Source organism: Streptacidiphilus neutrinimicus (assembly GCF_000787815.1).
In the GTDB taxonomy this organism is placed as follows: domain Bacteria; phylum Actinomycetota; class Actinomycetes; order Streptomycetales; family Streptomycetaceae; genus Streptacidiphilus; species Streptacidiphilus neutrinimicus.
The window spans coordinates 71635-88264 of the sequence record NZ_BBPO01000011.1 but is presented as its reverse complement, the minus strand read 5'-3'; the positions used below and the strand labels follow the sequence as shown (position 1 = coordinate 88264).

Here is a 16630-nt window from a genome sequence, read left to right as displayed (position 1 = left end):
GGACCGGGATACCAGGGGGAACGCCGGCCTCGGCCGCGATCCACAACGATCGTCGGCACGTGGCTGCATGCCCTCACCGGTGGCACCGCCTGTCCCGACCCTGTCCTGGCTAGTCCCGGCTTCGACGGACCATCACTGGAGGGTGATCGGACATGAAGGCACTCACCTACCACGGCCCTGGCCGCCGCGTCTGGGACGAGGTCCCGGACGCCGTGGTCCGCGACCCCGAGGACGCGGTGGTCCGCGTCGACGCCGTCACCATCTGCGGTACCGACCTGCACATCCTCAAGGGAGACGTGCCGGAGGTCGAGGTCGGCCGCATCCTGGGCCACGAGGCCGTCGGCACCGTCGTCTCCGTCGGGGACGGCGTGCGGACCGTCGCGGTCGGCGACCGCGTGCTGGTGTCCTGCATCTCGGCGTGCGGGCGCTGCGCGTACTGCCGCACCGGTGCGTTCGGCCAGTGCACCGGGGGCGGCGGCTGGATCCTCGGCCACCTGGTGGACGGCGCCCAGGCCGAGTACGTGCGCACGCCGTTCGCGGACAACTCGCTGCACAAGCTCCCGGAGCCGGTGACCAACGAGAGCGCGCTGCTGCTGGCGGACATCCTGCCGACCTCCTTCGAGGTCGGCGTGCTCAACGGGCAGGTGAAGCCCGGCGACACGGTCGTCATCGTGGGCGCCGGCCCGATCGGGCTCGCCGCAGTCATGACCGCGCAGCTCTACAGCCCCGGGCGGATCGTCGTCGTCGACCCGGCGGCGAGCCGCCGTGACGCGGCCAAGCGCCTCGGCGCGGACCTCGCGCTCAGCGCCGCGGAGGCGACCCCCGAAGCCCTCCGCGAGCTCACCCGCGACGGCCTCGGCGTCGACGTCGCCATCGAGGCGGTCGGTATCCCGGAGACCTTCGAACTGTGCGCCGCGGCGGTGCGCCCCGGCGGGCACGTCGCCAACGTCGGCGTGCACGGCCGCCCGGCGGTACTGCACCTGGAGGACCTGTGGATCCGTGACGTCACCCTCACCACCGGCCTGGTCGACACCCGCACCACCCCGATGCTGCTGGAGATGCTCGCCGCCGGACGCCTGAACACCGAGGGCCTGGTGACCCACCGCTTCGGCCTCGACGAGATGCAGGAGGCGTACGACGTCTTCGCGGACGCCGAGGGCAGCGGCGCGCTCAAGGTCGCCCTGTTCCGGACCTGAATCAGGCTGGCCGAAGACACCCGGCACTGAGCGGCCCGCCCGGGGAAATCCCGGAGGGCCGTTGTGCGCCCCGCCGACCAGCAGACGCGCGCCACCGGATGCGTCCAGCAAGGCCCGCTCGGGCAGGGCGAGCCTGGGCCAGACGCCGACCTCGATCTCCGGCTCGCCGGCGGCCCAGTGCGGCGCGGCTCGGGCGTGGTGGGAGGGCCGGTCGGACCCGCTGGGAGGGCCCGGGTGACCCCACCCGGGCCTGTGGCACGGGGGTGGGGAGCGACGCAGTAGGGGCCGGTTGGCCCTGTCCATCACCGTGGGTGGCGCGAACGCTGGGAGGTGAGCCATCCGCTGGTGACGCCCTGGGGGCGTCCACGTGGACGGGAGGAACCGGGCCCGCCTGACGGGCCCAACGGAAGGGACTCCGGGCCATGACCTCTCCGCTGATCGTCGGCGTGGACGGCTCCGACGCGAGCCTCACCGCAGCCGACTGGGCCGGGCGCGAGGCCGCCGCCAGCGGCCGCAACGTGCGGTTGATCCATGTGCGGCCGACCGGCTTCCGGGCCCGCCCCGGAGACGAACGGATCCGGGAAGACGAACGCGCTGCCCTGCAGGCGATGACGCGTCTCGCCGCGGATCTGCACCAGGCGCACCCCGCGCTGCGCGTCGACATCGAGACGGTCGACGGAGCGGTGGACCTCACGCTGCTGCGCAGCGCCGACCAGGCCGGGACGCTGGTGCTGGGCACCCGCGGCAACGGCGGCTTCCAGGCGTTGCTGCTTGGCTCGGTCGCCCAGTCGGTGGCGGCGAGGGCCGAACAGCCGGTCGTCCTCGTGCCCCAGCGCGCTGCCGAATCCGGACCCGGATATCGGATCGTCGCCGGCGTGGATCCCGACGGGGACTGCCGTCCAGTCCTGGACTTCGCGCTGCACCACGCGCACGAACACGGAGTCGTGCTGCGGGCGGTGCACGTCTGGCAGCCGCCCCCGCTCTGGGGCGCGCGTCCGGAGCAGCCAGGCGAGTCCGAGCGGCTCGAGGTCGAGCGGCATCATGCCCACCGCCTGCGTGAGGCGGTGACGTCGGCACACAACCACTTCCCCGCCGTCGAGGTGACGATCGCCGAGCTGTCGGGGGACCCTGCGGCGGTTCTCGTCGAGGAGGCCGAGAAGGCATCGCTGCTGGTCGTCGGTCGACGCAGACACCGCCCGGTGTCCGCGCTGGGACCGGTCGTCCATGCCGCTGTCCACCACGCGAGCTGTCCCGTCGCCGTCGTCCCCCACTGGTGACGGCAGAAGCAGAGGGAGAATCGATCATGTTCGCCACACGCGGCAGCGGGGCGCAGGGCACCCCGCCACATGCCACCCCCGGCGACCTGGGACGCCGCATCACTCGCCGTCGGCGGGAGCTTGGCCTCAGCGTTGCGCAGGTCGCACAGCGCGCCGGAATGACACCGGGCTTCGTGGACTGGATCGAGACGCGTCCCGCCGAGGTCGCCCCCGGAGAACTCGCCCGTCTCGCCGCAGCGCTGGGCACATCCCGTATGGAGCTGCTGGGCGGAGACCAGAACACGGCACCAGGCCGACCCGAGCCCGACCGACGCACCGTCATGGGGGATCTGACGGAGCGGGATTGCTGGGCGCGGCTGGGCGGCCACGGCGTCGGCCGCGTCGTCTTCCAGAGGGGCGGAGCCCTGATCGTCCGACCGGTCAACTACCGGGTGGTCGACGGCGTCGTGCTGTTCCGGACCGAGCCCGAGGGCGCCCTGTCCGGAGCGGTGGGGCGACGAGTCGTCCTGGAGGTCGACCGTCTCGACGACGACGTCGCGAACGGCTGGAGCGTGCTGGTGTCCGGCGTCGCCGAGGCGGACGGGCGCGACGTCGACCGCCCCCGCACCGCAGAGGAGCAGCCGCAGCCCTGGGCGCCCGGGCACCGCGACCTCCTGGTCCGGATCCACCCGAGCCAAGTCACCGGACGTGAGCTCCGGATCGGGACTCCGCCGGTCGAGAACGAGCGGTGAGGGGAGCATCCGATGCACGCGGCACTCGGAGACCAGGTCGTCGTGGACGGCACCCGGCCCGGCGTCGTCCGCAGGGACGGAGAGGTCGTCGGCCTGCATCACGGCGACGGCACCCCGCCGTTCGACGTCCGCTGGTCGGACAACGGCCGGACCACCCTCTTCTTCCCGGGCCCGGACGCCCACGTGGTCCATTTCGTCCACCCCGAAGGGAACGGAGGCGGCAGTCATGTACGGAAGCGGTAGCCCGCACATCGTCAGCGACGTGATGACCCAGACCGTCGTGTCGGTCGGCCAGGACGCTCTGTTCAAGGAGATCGTCGCGCTGATGGACCAGTGGCAGGTCAGCGCCCTCCCGGTGACCGCCGGGGAGGGCCGGGTGGTCGGGGTCGTGTCCGAGGCGGATCTCCTGCCCAAGGAGGAGTTCCGCGACGCCGAGCCCAGCCGACCCGAACAGCTGCGCCGTCTCGGCGACATGGCCAAGGCCGGCGCGGTGAGCGCGGCCGAGCTGATGACCTCGCCGGCGGTGACCGTGCACGCCGACGCGACCCTGGCCCAGGCGGCGCGGGAGATGGCGCGCCATCACGTCAAGCGCCTTCCGGTGGTGGACCGGTGGGGCGTGCTGGCGGGCATCGTCAGCCGGGCCGACCTGTTGAAGGTGTTCCTGCGCCCGGACGAGGAGATCGCCGAGGAGGTGCGCCGGGAGGTCGTGGCCTATCTCTTCGGAGGGGATGCGCCGAGCGTCGTCGTCCACGTCACGGGCGGAGTCGTGACCCTGACCGGCCAGCTCTCCGACCCCACCCTCGTCCCCGTCGCCACCCGGCTCGCACGCGCCGTCGAGGGCGTGGTCGACGTCGAGTGGGAGGTCACAGGTCAGACGCTCGCCCAGCACTGAAAGGCCAGTCGGCCGGCTCAACGGCCCTGGAGATGGCACGGCCGCCCGGGACACCCTCGAAGCAGGCCGACCAGGCCCCGCGAAGGGAGCGCACGATGGACGTTCCGCCCGCAGAAGGTCCCGTCCTCGTCGGTGTGTCCCGGTCTCCGGCCACGGTGTGGGCGGTCCGGTGGGCGGCCGACGAGGCGGCGCTGAACGGTGCCCGGCTGGTCGCGGTCGAGGTGAGGCGTCCTCACCAGGCGCGCGCCGGGGCCTACGAAGAGTCCCGGCCGGAGGTGGCGGAGGCGCTGGCCGACTGGCGGGAGAAGTACCCGCAGGTCGAGGCGGAGCTGCGGATCCTCACCGGTTACCCCGCCCATCTGCTCGCCGAGCAAGCGCGGCGTGCCCGCTGCCCGGTCGTCGGCAGCCATGAGCGAAGCGGCTGGCGCGACGCCCTGCTGGACTCGACGACCCGCTCGCTGGTCCACCACACGCACAGCCCGCTGGTCGTCGTGCCACCGCAGTACACCGGAGGTGCGTGATGAGGCTGCCGCTGACCGTCGCCATGGACGGATCCGAGACCGCAGCCGCCGCCGCACACTGGGCCGGCGCGATGGCGGAGGCATCCGGCGACGTGGTTCGCCTCCTCCACGTGCGGCCCCGGCTGGATCAGAGCCCCGGGCCGGTGCGATCACGCCAGCTGGACATTGAACTGCAAGCGATGAACGAGATGGCGCGCACCGCTGACCAGCTGCGCCGGACCCACCCCGGCCTGTCCGTCGACACCGCGGTCGAGGAGGGAGGGGTCGCCAACGTGCTGTGCCGCGCCGCCGACCGTGTCGGCACTCTCGTCCTCGGCACGCGCGGCGCAGGTCCCGCCGCGCTGGTCCTCGGCTCCGTGGCCCTCGCTGTCGCCTCGCGCTCGGACAGTCCCGTGGTGCTGGTCCCGCCCGGCGCGGCCGAGACGCCACTGGACCGCGAGGTGGTCGTCGGTGTCGACCTGAAGGGCGACGGGGGGCCGGTCCTGACCTACGGGTTCGAGCAGGCGAAGCGACTCGGTGTCGGTCTGCGGGCCGTTCACGTGTGGCGGCCGCCCACGCCGCTGTCCGCCGCCGTCCACGTGGGCGCCGAGCCGCATCGGCTCGAGGGGAAGGATCGCGTGCTCAGCACCGAACTCGCCGCCGTCCAGGCGTTCTTCTCCGATGTGGAGGCCGTGAGCCAGGAGATCCGCGGAGTTCCCACCCAGGAATTGCCGCCGATCACGGATAAAGCCTCCTTGCTCGTCCTCGGACGCAGGCGTGCACGTCCACGCCCGGCCGTGCTGGGACCGGTCGTCCCGGTGGTCGTCGGGCGCGCCGCGTGCCCGATCGCCGTGGTCCCGCACCAGTGAAGCCCTGATGACCGCGTCGGCACGGCTGGCCGAGGCGGCTGAAGGTGGCGGACGCGGTCATGCCCTCCCTGAGGTAGGACATCAGAACCGCCGACGGGCCGGATCCATGGGTCCAGACCGCCGCGCTGAGGGATCCGGCTCCGGCCGCGGCCGTCCGATGGCCGCTGCCGCGCGCAACAGCGCCAGCAGGTCCGGGTCTCCCTCGACGTCGCGTCTGCGTCGGCGGTGCGCGGCCCGGCGACTGGCTGCGAGACGGTACTTGGCATTCATCGCGTTCCACCCTCCGTCGGCCGGTCCGTCAGCCGGTACGTTCACCATGCCCTCTGGGCGGGGCCGCTGGGGAGGTCCCGTCGGCCCTGGGGCGCTGCCGGTCGGCCCGTTCGGTGCCCCAGGGGCAGGGGCAGGGGCAGGGGCAGGGGCAGGGGCAGGGGCGGGCCGGCGGAGCGCCGGCTTCGGCGGCCGTGGGCGCGGGGCCGTGGTCAGCCGGCATCGGTCCGGTCAGTCCAGGGTGGCGGCCCAGCTTCGGGCGCGGTCGAGTTCACCGGCACGCAGCGGGCCGTCGGCTGCCCCCTCGATGAAGAATCCGTGCGGCTTGGCGACCACGTCGTAGCCGTGGCCGCGCAGACGGCGCGCGATGCCGTGTGCCGCCCCACCGGAGGTGGGGGAGGTTGTGCGGGTGTCGAAGGCTGCGGCGTGCGTGTGCCTGTCGGTCTTCGGCAGGTTGCGAAGCCAGGTGCGGACTCCAGGGCCTTCGGCGCCCGGATCGGGCTCGTGCCCGGGGCCCGCGTTCATCCGTTCGGATCCCAGGCCCATCCGCCGGGAGAGGCTCCAGGTCATCCCGTACATGTGGGTAGGGCCGCCGACGATGAGCAGGTCGACCGTACGAAGGCGGTCGGAGGCTGCCTGGCCCACACCAAGGCAGTCGACCTCGGCCTCGGGGTGGGACGAGCGAATGCCCTCGCTGATCGCTTCGGCGATCTGGCGAGTGTTGCCGAAGAGGCTCTCGTAGACGATCGCGACATGCATCACGCCTCATCTCCTTGCTGTGTCGAACTTGCCGTGTCGAACGCGGTGTCGGTGAGCACGTCTACAGCCTCGGAGCGGAGTTGGACGTAGGCTTCGGACGGAGCCGTCGAAGCCGAAGATCGCGGCGGGAGCGCCATGTTGGCGGATCCTTCCGGTGGGGGCTCAGGCCGGCTCGCCGGGGGCGTCCGGGAGGCGGCGCAGGCGGCGCAGGTAGGGGTCGGGGACGGGTCGCGGGGCAAGCCGGACGCGGGCGTCGACGCAGACCACGCCGTCGGGGCCGCAGATGAGCGGGTTGAGGTCGGCCTCGGCCAGCTGTGGGACGTCGGCGGCCATGCGGCCGAGGCGGGCGAGCAGGTCCTCGATGCGGTTCAGGTCGAGGGGTGGGCTGCCGCGGTAGCCGAACAGCAGCGGCGTGGTGCGCAGCGAGGTGAGCATCGCGGCCAGGTCCGCGTCGGTGAGCGGGGCGAGGCGGGCGGTGCGGTCGTCGAGCAGGTCGGCGGTGGTGCCGCCGGCGCCGAAGACGACGAGCGGTCCGAAGACCGGGTCCTGGACGACCCCGGCGAGCAGTTCCGTCCCGGCCGCCTGGCGCGCTTGGACCAGCACGCCGTCCATCCGGTCGCCGAAGCGGGCGGTGAAGTCCCGGTAGGTGGCGCGGACCTGGTCCTCGGCGGCGGACGCGATCCGCACGGCACCGAGGTCGCTCTTGTGGACCTGGCCGGCCCAGTGGGCCTTGAGCACCACCTCGCCGCCGTGGCCTTCGGGGGCCAGCGCGGAGGCGGCCCGGACGACGGCCTCCTCGTCCGCGCACCAGAGCGCATCGGCCAGTGGCAGGCCGTAGCAGGCCAACAGCTCCGCCACGAGCGGGGGTTCGAGCCAGCCGCCGTCCGGGTGCCGTTCGAGGTAGCGCTGCACGAGGGCGGCGGCCTCCGCCGGGCGGCAGCCCGGCGTCTCGGGCGCCGAGGTGACCGGCTGCGCGAGCCAGCGGGCGCGGTCCAGGGCCCGCGCCAGGGCGCGGGCCGCCGATTGGGCGTCCGCGTAGGCGGGGATGCGGGTGCCGTCGGCGCACGGCAGGTAGCGGACCGGCTCGCGCTGGTCGAGCAGCACGGCCGCGACGGGGCGGTTGCGCCGCCCGGAAGCGGCGAGCAGCGGAGCCAAGGCCTCCTCGGAGCTCTGCGCCGGGCCGAGGGCGGTGGGAGCCAGGCAGAGCAGCACCGCGTCGACCGCGCCGGACTCGTCGAGCGCCTCGACGGCCGCGACCAGGGTCTCGGCAGGGGCTGCGGCGGTCGCATCGACGGGATTGGCTGGGGACGCCCCCTGCGGGAGCAGGTCGGCCAAGTGCAGTGCGAGCGGTGCGGGCAGTTCGGGGACGGTGAGCCCGTGGTCGGTGCAGGCGTCGGCGGCCAGGACGCCGATGCCGCCCGCGTTGGAGACGACGGCGACGGCGCCGGTGGTGCCGGGCAGCGGCTGGGCGTCCAACAGCGCTGCGGTCTCGATGAGTTCGGCGATCGAGTGGGTCGCGGTGATGCCCGCCTGGGTGAACAGCGCCTGGCGGGCGACGGTCGGGGTGGCCGCTGCGGCCGTGTGGGAGGCCGCGCCGCGACGCCCGGCTGTCGAGCGGCCTGCGTCCACGGTGAGGATCGGGATGTGCCGGGCGACCCGGCGCGCGGTGCGGGAGAAGGCGCGCGGGTTGCCGAACGACTCCAGGTGCAGCAGGGCGAGGCGGGTGTGGTCGTCCTGTTCCCACCACTGGAGCAGGTCGTTGCCGCTGACGTCGTACTTGTCGCCGAGGGAGACGAAGTCGGAGACGCCGATGCCGAGTGCGCCGAGCTGCTCCAGCAGCGCTATGCCCACGCCGCCGGACTGGACGGCCACGCCGGCGCCGCCGGGCTTGGGCGTCGCGCGGCCGAACTCGGCGTCCAGGCTGACGAGCGGGTCGGTGACGGCCAGGCCGAGGCAGTTGGGGCCGACCAGGCGCATGCTGTGGCGGCGGCAGGCGTCCAGCAGCGCGGCGGACTGAGCACGGGTCAGGCCCGCGGTGAGCACCACCAGTGCTCGCACGCCCCGTTGTCCGCAGGCCTCGGCGACGGCGGGGACCTGGGGCGCGGGGACGGCCAGGACAGCCAGGTCGGGCACGCCCGGGAGGGTGTCGACCGAGGGGAAGCACGGCAGGCCGTCGATCTGCTCGGCGTGCGGGTTGACCGGCCAGAGCGTGCCGGTGAAGCCGCCGTGTCGGATCTTCAGCAGCAGGCTGTGCCCCACCGTCCCGAGGCGGCGCGAGGCGCCGACGAGGGCGACGGAGCCGGGCCGCAGCAGCGGTCGCAGGCTGGCGATGTCGGCTCGACTGCCGCGCGCCTCCACGGCGTCCAGGTACGGGGTGGCGGTCTCGTCGAGGACGGCCTCGATCCGGAGCTCGCCGTCGGCCCAGCGGCGGTTCACGGCCAGGCCGAGGTCGGAGAAGACCCGCTGCATCGCGTGGTTGTCGCCGAGGATGTCGGCGACCAGGGCCTGGACGCCGTCGGCCCGCGCGGCGTGCACGAGGTGCTCGATCAGCAGCGTGGCCACGCCCCGGTGGTGCCAGTCGTCGGCGACGGCGGCTGCCATCTCGGCTCGGGCCGGGGTCTCGGCCTCCGCCTCGTACTCGGCGACGCCGACCAACTGCCCAGTGCACGGCTCGAACGCGCCGAGCGCGACGAAGCCGGAGCGGGGCGGCGCGCAGAGACGGTCGGCGGTCTGTTCCGGCGCACGGCGGCTGACACCGAAGAACCGCAGCCGCTGGTTCTCGGCCGACATTCGGCGCGCGTGCAGGTCCAGGACCGCGTCGTGGTCCTCCGGGCGGAGCGGGCGGATGGTGACGACGGTGCCGTCGGCGAGCAGGACTTCGGCGTTGCGAGGACGGTCGTGCGAGGTGACCATGGTGTCGCCTTTCGGGAGCGGAAGTCCGGCGTGCGGAGAAGAGAGAGGTTTCAGGCGAGAGCGCCGCTCGCAACCATGCGCGGGGTCGGGGCGCCTTCGGGGCCGTAGCCGAGACGGATCAGCATCTGCACGTGCTCGGGCCCGTTGCGCGGGTCGCGCAGCACCCAGCGCAGGTCCGGCCACTCGACGGCCTGGTGCAGCAGCGACGCCTGCACCTGGTCGCGGGTGGCCAGCAGCAGTACGTGCTGCAGCGCGAGCCCGGTGCGGAGCCAGTCGGCGGGGTGGTCGTGGTCGGTGGCGAGCACGGCCAGCTGCGGGTGCTGTTCGAAGGGCTTGGCCGGCTGGGGGGTGGGCGGGTGCAGCGCGGAGAAGTCCCGCATGGGGAGATGCCCGGCCGCGTCCTGCGGACCGAGCGCCTCCGGCGGGATGCCGAACTCCGTGCCCGCCTCGGAGCGGATCCAGCCTCGGCTCTCCTCGCGGCGTTCCTCGTCCGCGATCGTGCGGGTCTCGGCCTCGTAGGTCAGGTCCAGCAGCCGTCGCGTCTCGTCGGGGTCGGGCACGTGCAGGTGAGCGCCCTCGACGCGCGCGGCGTCGACGAGCTCCGCCCACAGCGGGCCCGGCAGCGGTCTGGCGGAGAAGGGGCTGCGGCTGGTGTGCCGGCGCCAGATCTGGTCGTACAGGTCCGGGGCCGTTGTCGCCCTGGCGTGCGGGCCCCCGGCCAGCCGGACGGAGGCGAGGAGCTGGGGTTCGTGTGGGTCGGGCAGCAGACGCAGCACCGGCTCCCAGCCGTGGTGAGTGACGGCGAGCCGCAGATTGAACGCGGCCGCGCCGGCGGAGACATGCAGGCCACGAACGTCCGGGTCCTCCGCGCGGAGCGCGCGGTCGAGCGCGGCGCGGATCTCGACGGTGTGCGTCTCCGGGCGAAGATGGAAGCGCCACGGCTGGGTGTTGTGCATCGACGGAGCCGCGACGGCGGCGGAGACGAGTTCCTCCAGGACGGTGGCGTCCAGGGTCGCGGGCGTCATGGTGACCTCCTCTGGCAAGGCACAGCAGTGGCACCGGTTGTTTCGAGCCTGCCTCGTGGCCTGTGTCCGGCGGAGGGCCGCTCGGGGCCCTGCGGCCCGCCGAAGGGCCCCTTTCGCACTCCGTCCCTGATGTCAGTCTCGGATGTCAGAAGGCACCGGGGCCGAGCCCCGGGCGGGTGAGCGCCAGGCGTCGCTGGAGGTGACGTGAGACGTCGTGGGCGGTGACGATGCCGGCGAGCTGCCCGCCGTCCATGACCAGGATCCGCAGCGGCATGCCCGGCGTCAGGCGTTGCAGCACGTCCGCCAGGTCCTCGTCGGGGCCTGCGACCGGCGTGCGCGCGATCGGCTGCGCCACCTGGGAGACCCGGGTGAGATGCCGGGCGTCGGACGGAACCTGCGCCAGTCGGCGCAGCGAGACGACACCGGTCGGGCGTCCCTCGAGGCCGGGTACGGTCCAGTGCGCGCCGCGGAGCAGACCCGCGGCGGCGCCCAGACTGAGCCCGCCGAGTACCAGGCTGGTCAACGGGCCCGCGACGGCGATCTTGAAGGCTGAGCGCGGCTGGTCGGCACGGCCCATGAGCGTCGCGCCGCCCAGTGCCCAGACCGTCATGTCCTGCACCTGGACTCCGGCGCGCCGGGCGACGACGGCGTGCGCTCCCTCGTGCAGCAGCAGGCTCGCCAACAGCAGCAACGCTCCTGCTGTGCCGGCCAGCGCGTAGGTGGCGTGGGAACGGCCCGGCGCCCAGGCCGGCAGCGTACCCGCACCGAGGCTGAACCCGAGCAGGACGACCAGCAGCGGCGCGCTCCAGTGAAGCCGCAAGGGGACTCCGAAGACACGCCCGAAGGGCACGGCCGAGCGGAACGGCCCGGGCTCTCCACCCCGCCCCTGGGCCGGGCTCCTGAACTCCGACATCGCGGCACCGTCCTTCGGGATCACCATGACCGACGTGGTCCAAGGCTCCGCCGCGCCGCTCGCGAGCGGCAGGGCCGACCCGCCCGCCGAGCCGCCCTTCCGGGCGGCGAGGCAGGGGCCGGTCGGCCCATTCCGCCGGGGCGGTCACCCGACCAGCATGGGAGCAGGGCTCACACAGTCCGATGCCGACTCGACCGGTTTCGCCGGGGAGCCGGCGAAGTGGCGCCCGATGGCCTGCTCGCCGTCTCCCCGGGCGGTCCTTCAAGGAGTTGATCGTCATGACTGCCGTGGTTGTCGGGGTGGACGGTTCGGTGCACAGCGTGGCGGCGGCGCACTGGGGCGCGGCGGAGGCCGCGCGTCGGGGCACGGGGCTGCTGTTGGTGGCGGGCTGTTACCACGTGGGCCGGATGCCGGAGTCCGGCGAGGAGTACGCCGAGAGCGAGGCGCGGGCAAGGGCGATGCTGGCGTCGGTGGCGGCGGAGGAGTCCGACCGCTTCCCGGAGGTGGAGGTTCGCTTCGAGACCGTTGCGGAGTGGCCCGTCGGGGCGCTGCTGGCCGCGCAGGACGACGCCGAGCTCCTGGTCGTGGGGTCGAGGGGCCTCGGAGGTTTCCGGGGCCTGATGCTCGGATCGACCAGTCGGGCGGTGGCGGGTGAGGCGATCCGGCCGGTGGTGGTGGTCCGGCCGGAGGGCTTGGCCTCCGGGCACCTGCACGCCGCTGCCGAGCCGGAGGAGCCGCCTCCCGTCGTGGTCGGCGTCGACACCCGGGATCCGGAACCGGCCGCCGTGCTGGAGTTCGCGCTCCGGGCCGCGGAGGACCGCGGCGCGGCGCTGCACGCAGTCGCGGTCGCCGCGTGGCCGCCTGCGTGGCTCCCGGTCCGGCACGGGCCCGGCGAGAAGCGGCGGATCGAGCTGGCGGACCGGGAGGAGGAGGCCCTGTTCCATGCGCTCGAGTCGGCGCGCCTGGGGGACAAGGGCGGCATTCTCAGGCTGGTGAGGGTGGGACATCCGGCGGCGCTCCTGGTCGAGGAGGCGCAGGACGCGGCCCTCCTCGTCCTCGGCCGCCGCTCGCTGACCGGCGGATCCGCGGGACCGGGGCCGGACGGTCTGGGATCCACCGCCCACGCGGTGCTGCACCACGCGCTGCGGCCCGTCGCGGTCGTCCCCCACGGCTGACCCGGCCCCGCCGCGGCTGCCCTGCCCCGTCGGCCAAGCCCGAGCGTCACGCGTCGGCCGTGGACGTCGCCTCCGCCTCACCCGTGCGGATCAGCTCCAGGATCACAGCGGCGACGTGGTCGGCACGGTCCGCGGGGCGGCGGGTCGCGGCGGGCAGGATCTGTCCGGCGCGCAGGTGCTGGTGGAACTCGGTGGCGGTCAAGGAGGGATGGACGGTCGAGACCGTGATGCCCTCAGGGGCCAGTTCGCGGCGGGCGACGGCCGAGAGCATGTCCACTGCGGCCTTGCTGGAGGCGTAGGCGCCGATTCCCGGCAGGACCATCCGGGCAGTGGCCGAGCTGACGTTGACGATCGCACCGGACCGCTGGGCGCGCATGACGGGCAGGACGGCTTGCATGACCACCAGCGGAGCGACCGTGTTGAGCTCCAGAACCGCGCGGAAATCGGCGGGATCGACCTGGTCGAGCGGCGGATGGGGCCCCAGGCCGGCGTTGTTGACGAGCGGTGGGCTCCTCAGCTGTCCGTCCGTGTGGCGTCCGAAGACCATGCTGAACCGGGAAGCGCCGCGTCACCCGTCGGAAGGCGGGCCCGCGAGGGACGAGCCGTGGGCCGAACGGCCCATGCGCGGCGGTCACCTGGAAGCCCACGGTGGGTGGGGAAGGGGATCAGCAGAAGGCGAACACCCCCCACCCTGCGCCGCTGACCGGGAGGCAGCCATGACAGACAACGCGTGCGTGATCTGGTTCGACGGGCTGGGCCGTCGCGACGTGGCCGTGGTCGGGGGCAAGAACTCCTCCCTCGGAGAGCTGATCCGCCATCTGGGGCCGGCCGGGGTTCGCGTGCCCGAGGGCTTCGCCACCACGGCCGCCGCCTACCGCGCATACCTGAAGGAGAGCGGGCTGGAGGGCGTGGTGGGCGAGCAGGTCGACCGCCTCCGGGCCGGAGCCGCGCTGCAGGACGTCGGCGCCGCGATCCGTGCCGCCGTCCTGAACGCGCCGCTGCCGGAGGGGCTGCGCGGCGAGTTGGTCGCGGCCTACCGCGAGCTCGGCCGCCGCACCGGACGGGCCGACCCGCAGGTCGCGGTACGCAGCAGCGCCACGGCCGAGGACCTGCCAGACGCGAGCTTCGCGGGACAGCAGGAGTCATTCCTCAACGTGCGCGGCGAGCAGGCGCTGCTGGACGCGTGCCGCCGCTGCTACGCGTCGCTCTTCACCGACCGGGCCATCGACTACCGCGAGCGGATGGGGTTCGACCAGTCCGCCGTCGCGCTGTCGATCGGGGTCCAACGCATGGTCCGCTCGGACCTCGGCGGGGCCGGGGTGGTGTTCACCCTCGACACCGAGAGCGGCTTCCCCGCCGTCGTGGTGGTCAACGCCGCCTGGGGGCTCGGCGAGACCGTGGTCAGCGGGCAGGTGGACCCGGACGAGTACCTGGTCTTCAAGCCGCTCCTGGAGGAGGCGGGGAGGGATCCGGTGATCCACGTCGGCATCGGCGCGAAGCGGTGCAAGGCCGTCTACACGGGCGACGAGGGGACCGGCACCGTGGACACCGCCGAGAAGGAACGGCGTGCCCGGGTGCTGGAGGATGCCGAGGTTCTGACGCTGGCCCGGTGGGCGGTCGCCATCGAGAAGCACTACGGCGTGCCCATGGACATCGAGTGGGCGAAGGACGGCCGCACCGGGGAGATCTTCGTGGTCCAAGCCCGCCCGGAGACGGTGCAGTCGCGCCGGCGCGGATCCGTGCTGCGCACCTACCGGCTCACCGGACGTGGCGCGCCCCTCGTCGACGGCCTCGCTGTCGGAGACGGGATCGGCGCCGGCGTGGTGTGCCCCATGGACAGCCCCGAGCACCTGGAACGGTTCCCGCAGGGCGGCGTGCTGGTCACCCGGATCACCGACCCGGACTGGGAACCGGTCATGAAGCGGGCCGCCGCCATCGTCACCGACCACGGCGGACGCACCTCACACGCCGCCATTGTCAGCCGTGAGCTCGGCGTCCCCGCCGTCGTCGGCACCGGCGACGCCACGACGCGGCTGGTGGGAGGCCGGGACGTCACCGTCTCCTGCGCCGAGGGCGACACCGGCCACGTCTATGACGGCCGACTCGACTTCGAGGAGAGCGAGGTCGACGTCGGAGTGCTCCCGCGCACCCGCACCAAGGTGATGCTCAACCTGGCGGCTCCTGCGGGAGCGTTCCGGTGGTGGCGGCTCCCGGCCGACGGGGTGGGGCTCGCCCGGATGGAGTTCATGGTCACCCACGACGTGCGGATCCACCCCATGGCCCTGCTGCATCCCGAGCGGCTCGATCCCGAGGACCGCCGCGTCGTCGACGAACTCACCGACGGCTACGCCGACCGCCGCGCCTACTTCACCGACCGGGTCGCGCACGGCGTCGCGCGCATCGCCGCCTCCCGCTGGCCGGACCCGGTCGTGGTGCGGGCCAGCGACTTCAAGACCAACGAGTACGCACGCCTGCTGGGCGGGCGCCCCTTCGAGCCTGAGGAGGCCAACCCGATGATCGGCTGGCGCGGAGCCAGCCGCTACTACAGCTCCGGCTACCGTGAGGCCTTCGCCCTGGAGTGCCAGGCCCTGCGGCAGGTGCGCGAGGAGATGGGCCTGACCAACGTCGTCATGATGATCCCCTTCTGCCGCACTCCCGAGGAGGCGGACCGCGTGCTCGCCGTGATGGCCGACAACGGCATGGGGCGTGGCACGAACGGGTTGAAGGTCTACGTCATGGCGGAGATCCCGGCCAACATCATCCTCGCCGAGCAGTTCGCCGAGCGCTTCGACGGCTTCTCCATCGGCAGCAACGACCTCACCCAGCTCACCCTCGGTGTCGACCGCGACTCCAGCGCGCTGGCCGAGCTGTTCGACGAGCGTAATCACGCGGTGACCCGCAGCATCGAGTCGCTGATCGCCACCGCCCACGCCGCCTCGGTGCCGGTCGGGCTGTGCGGACAACGACCGAGCGACGACCCGGGGTTCGCACGCTTCCTGGTCGACGCCGGAATCGACTCGATCTCCGTCGCTCCCGACAGCTTCGTCGCCGTCAAGCAGAACGTGGCAGCTGCGGAAGAGCAGACGGCTTGACGTCCCAGCGCGAGGTGGGCCGTCCGGCAGAGGGCGAGGACCACCAGGCCCAAGTGCCGAGTGAGGTCCAGGAGGAGGATCGTGAGCGCAGGGTTCCCCCCGGCCCTGCGTGGGCGTCGGGATCGGCCGGCGTCCGGGACCGGTGCCCGGCGAGCCGGACACCGGTTCCCCTGTGCGGGCCCGAACCGCGGGTCGGGGTGACGGTGTCCCTCAGTCACTGGGCGGCACTGCGAGCACGGGTGAGCCGGGATAGCGTCAACGTGTGGTGCACGTCTTCGACACGGGTCAGGGGGATTCCGTCGCACTGCCCCCGCCGGGGCGGCGCGCGCTGCGGCTTCGCGTGCGGCTGGAGTGCCCCGGCCGGGGCACGGGGTGGAACGAGGTGCGGGCACTGGTCGTCGCCGACGTGCTGCTGCGCGCTCTGGAAATGGAAGGCGTGCAGGTCTTCACGGCGATCGAGGAGCCGGACCTGTCGCCTGGGGAGACGACGCGGCTGGACCGGCTCCTGACCAGTTACAACCTCCGCGTGCCCGAGGCCGACGGCGACCCGCACGCCGACGTCCACGTGCTGACGGGCCGATCCCTTGCCCCCGGGTCGAGCGTCGTCGTGCAGGTCGGACCCGCGAGCGCCGCCGGGCCGGTACCGCCACTGCCTGCGGATCCCACGGATCACGACGCCTCGGCGCGACGGTGCGCGCTGCTCGCGACGCCCTATCGGGATCCGCTGGCCGTCAGCGCGGCCATGCTGACGGACGCCGCGAGCGCGTTGGCGGCCTGGCGCGCCTGTGCGGCGTACTGGTCGCGGGCCCCGTCCGCGCCCCTACCGCCCAAGGTTCGGGATCGCGCCCGCGCGCTGCTCGACGCGGACCTGGACACCCCCGGCCTGCTGGGGCTGCTGGGTGAGGTGGCGGACGATCCGGGCCTGCGCGACGGCGCCAGGTTCGAGGCGTTCGTGTGGCTGGACCGGATGCTCGGAATCGAGCTCGGCCGCGACGTCGGTAACGCCTGAAGCCCGGCGTGC

At 73.4% G+C, this 16630-nt stretch carries 14 protein-coding genes and 1 pseudogene; 10 read left to right on the top strand and 5 right to left on the bottom strand.

The genetic code is table 11. From position 1 onward, the window contains the following. The first annotated feature begins 152 nt into the window (after positions 1 to 152). The 7 genes and pseudogenes from TR48_RS10250 (at position 153) to TR48_RS10220 (ending at position 5465) form a co-directional block, all read left to right on the top strand. Complete coding sequence (locus TR48_RS10250; protein WP_042365682.1) at positions 153 to 1196, top strand: zinc-dependent alcohol dehydrogenase family protein; 1044 nt, start codon at positions 153 to 155, stop codon at positions 1194 to 1196. 422 nt (positions 1197 to 1618) lie between these two features. Further along, positions 1619 to 2473, top strand: coding sequence for a universal stress protein (locus TR48_RS10245; protein ID WP_042365681.1), 855 nt, complete (start codon positions 1619 to 1621; stop codon positions 2471 to 2473). A 26-nt stretch (positions 2474 to 2499) separates the two neighbouring features. Then, a complete protein-coding gene (locus tag TR48_RS10240; RefSeq protein WP_042365680.1) occupies positions 2500 to 3204 on the top strand; it encodes a helix-turn-helix domain-containing protein in 705 nt (234 codons plus the stop codon). A gap of 12 nt (positions 3205 to 3216) precedes the next feature. Then, positions 3217 to 3405 (top strand): annotated as a pseudogene (locus TR48_RS10235) (DUF1918 domain-containing protein); the annotation flags it as partial. A gap of 25 nt (positions 3406 to 3430) precedes the next feature. Next, a complete protein-coding gene (locus TR48_RS10230) occupies positions 3431 to 4096 on the top strand; it encodes a CBS domain-containing protein (RefSeq protein WP_042365677.1) in 666 nt (221 codons plus the stop codon). Between the two features lie 95 nt (positions 4097 to 4191). After that, positions 4192 to 4617 carry a universal stress protein gene (locus TR48_RS10225; RefSeq protein ID WP_052442545.1) on the top strand — a complete coding sequence of 142 codons (426 nt, stop codon included), beginning with the start codon at positions 4192 to 4194 and terminating at the stop codon, positions 4615 to 4617. Next, complete coding sequence (locus TR48_RS10220; protein WP_042365676.1) at positions 4617 to 5465, top strand: universal stress protein; 849 nt, start codon at positions 4617 to 4619, stop codon at positions 5463 to 5465. The genes TR48_RS10225 and TR48_RS10220 overlap by 1 nt, the downstream gene beginning before the upstream one ends. 498 nt (positions 5466 to 5963) lie before the next feature. Here TR48_RS10220 and TR48_RS10215 read toward each other — a convergent pair whose 3' ends face one another. The 4 genes from TR48_RS10215 to TR48_RS10200 form a co-directional block, all read right to left on the bottom strand. Beyond that, positions 5964 to 6494, bottom strand: coding sequence for a flavodoxin family protein (locus TR48_RS10215; protein ID WP_152627889.1), 531 nt, complete (start codon positions 6492 to 6494; stop codon positions 5964 to 5966). A 159-nt stretch (positions 6495 to 6653) separates the two neighbouring features. Further along, on the bottom strand, positions 6654 to 9404 hold the full coding sequence (locus tag TR48_RS10210) for a bifunctional acetate--CoA ligase family protein/GNAT family N-acetyltransferase (protein WP_042365673.1): 2751 nt from the start codon (positions 9402 to 9404) through the stop codon (positions 6654 to 6656). Between the two features lie 50 nt (positions 9405 to 9454). Beyond that, complete coding sequence (locus TR48_RS10205; RefSeq protein WP_042365672.1) at positions 9455 to 10429, bottom strand: Acg family FMN-binding oxidoreductase; 975 nt, start codon at positions 10427 to 10429, stop codon at positions 9455 to 9457. A 145-nt stretch (positions 10430 to 10574) separates the two neighbouring features. Then, on the bottom strand, positions 10575 to 11249 hold the full coding sequence (locus TR48_RS10200; RefSeq protein WP_439654460.1) for a site-2 protease family protein: 675 nt from the start codon (positions 11247 to 11249) through the stop codon (positions 10575 to 10577). 371 nt (positions 11250 to 11620) lie between these two features. Between TR48_RS10200 and TR48_RS10195 the strand changes: the two genes are divergently transcribed. Next, entirely contained in the window at positions 11621 to 12517 is an 897-nt protein-coding gene (locus tag TR48_RS10195; protein WP_042365670.1) for a universal stress protein, read from the top strand. 46 nt (positions 12518 to 12563) lie between these two features. Here TR48_RS10195 and TR48_RS10190 read toward each other — a convergent pair whose 3' ends face one another. After that, positions 12564 to 13064, bottom strand: a complete 501-nt coding sequence (locus TR48_RS10190) for an SDR family NAD(P)-dependent oxidoreductase (protein WP_052442543.1) — start codon at positions 13062 to 13064, stop codon at positions 12564 to 12566. Positions 13065 to 13233: 169 nt separating this feature from the next. Here TR48_RS10190 and ppsA point away from each other — a divergent pair, with 169 nt between their 5' ends. Both ppsA and TR48_RS10180 read left to right on the top strand, forming a co-directional pair. Continuing rightward, positions 13234 to 15609: a phosphoenolpyruvate synthase gene (gene ppsA, locus TR48_RS10185; RefSeq protein ID WP_042365669.1), complete on the top strand. Its 2376-nt coding sequence runs from the start codon at positions 13234 to 13236 to the stop codon at positions 15607 to 15609. A gap of 262 nt (positions 15610 to 15871) precedes the next feature. Beyond that, positions 15872 to 16618, top strand: coding sequence for a hypothetical protein (locus TR48_RS10180; protein WP_052442542.1), 747 nt, complete (start codon positions 15872 to 15874; stop codon positions 16616 to 16618). Positions 16619 to 16630: the final 12 nt, after the last annotated feature.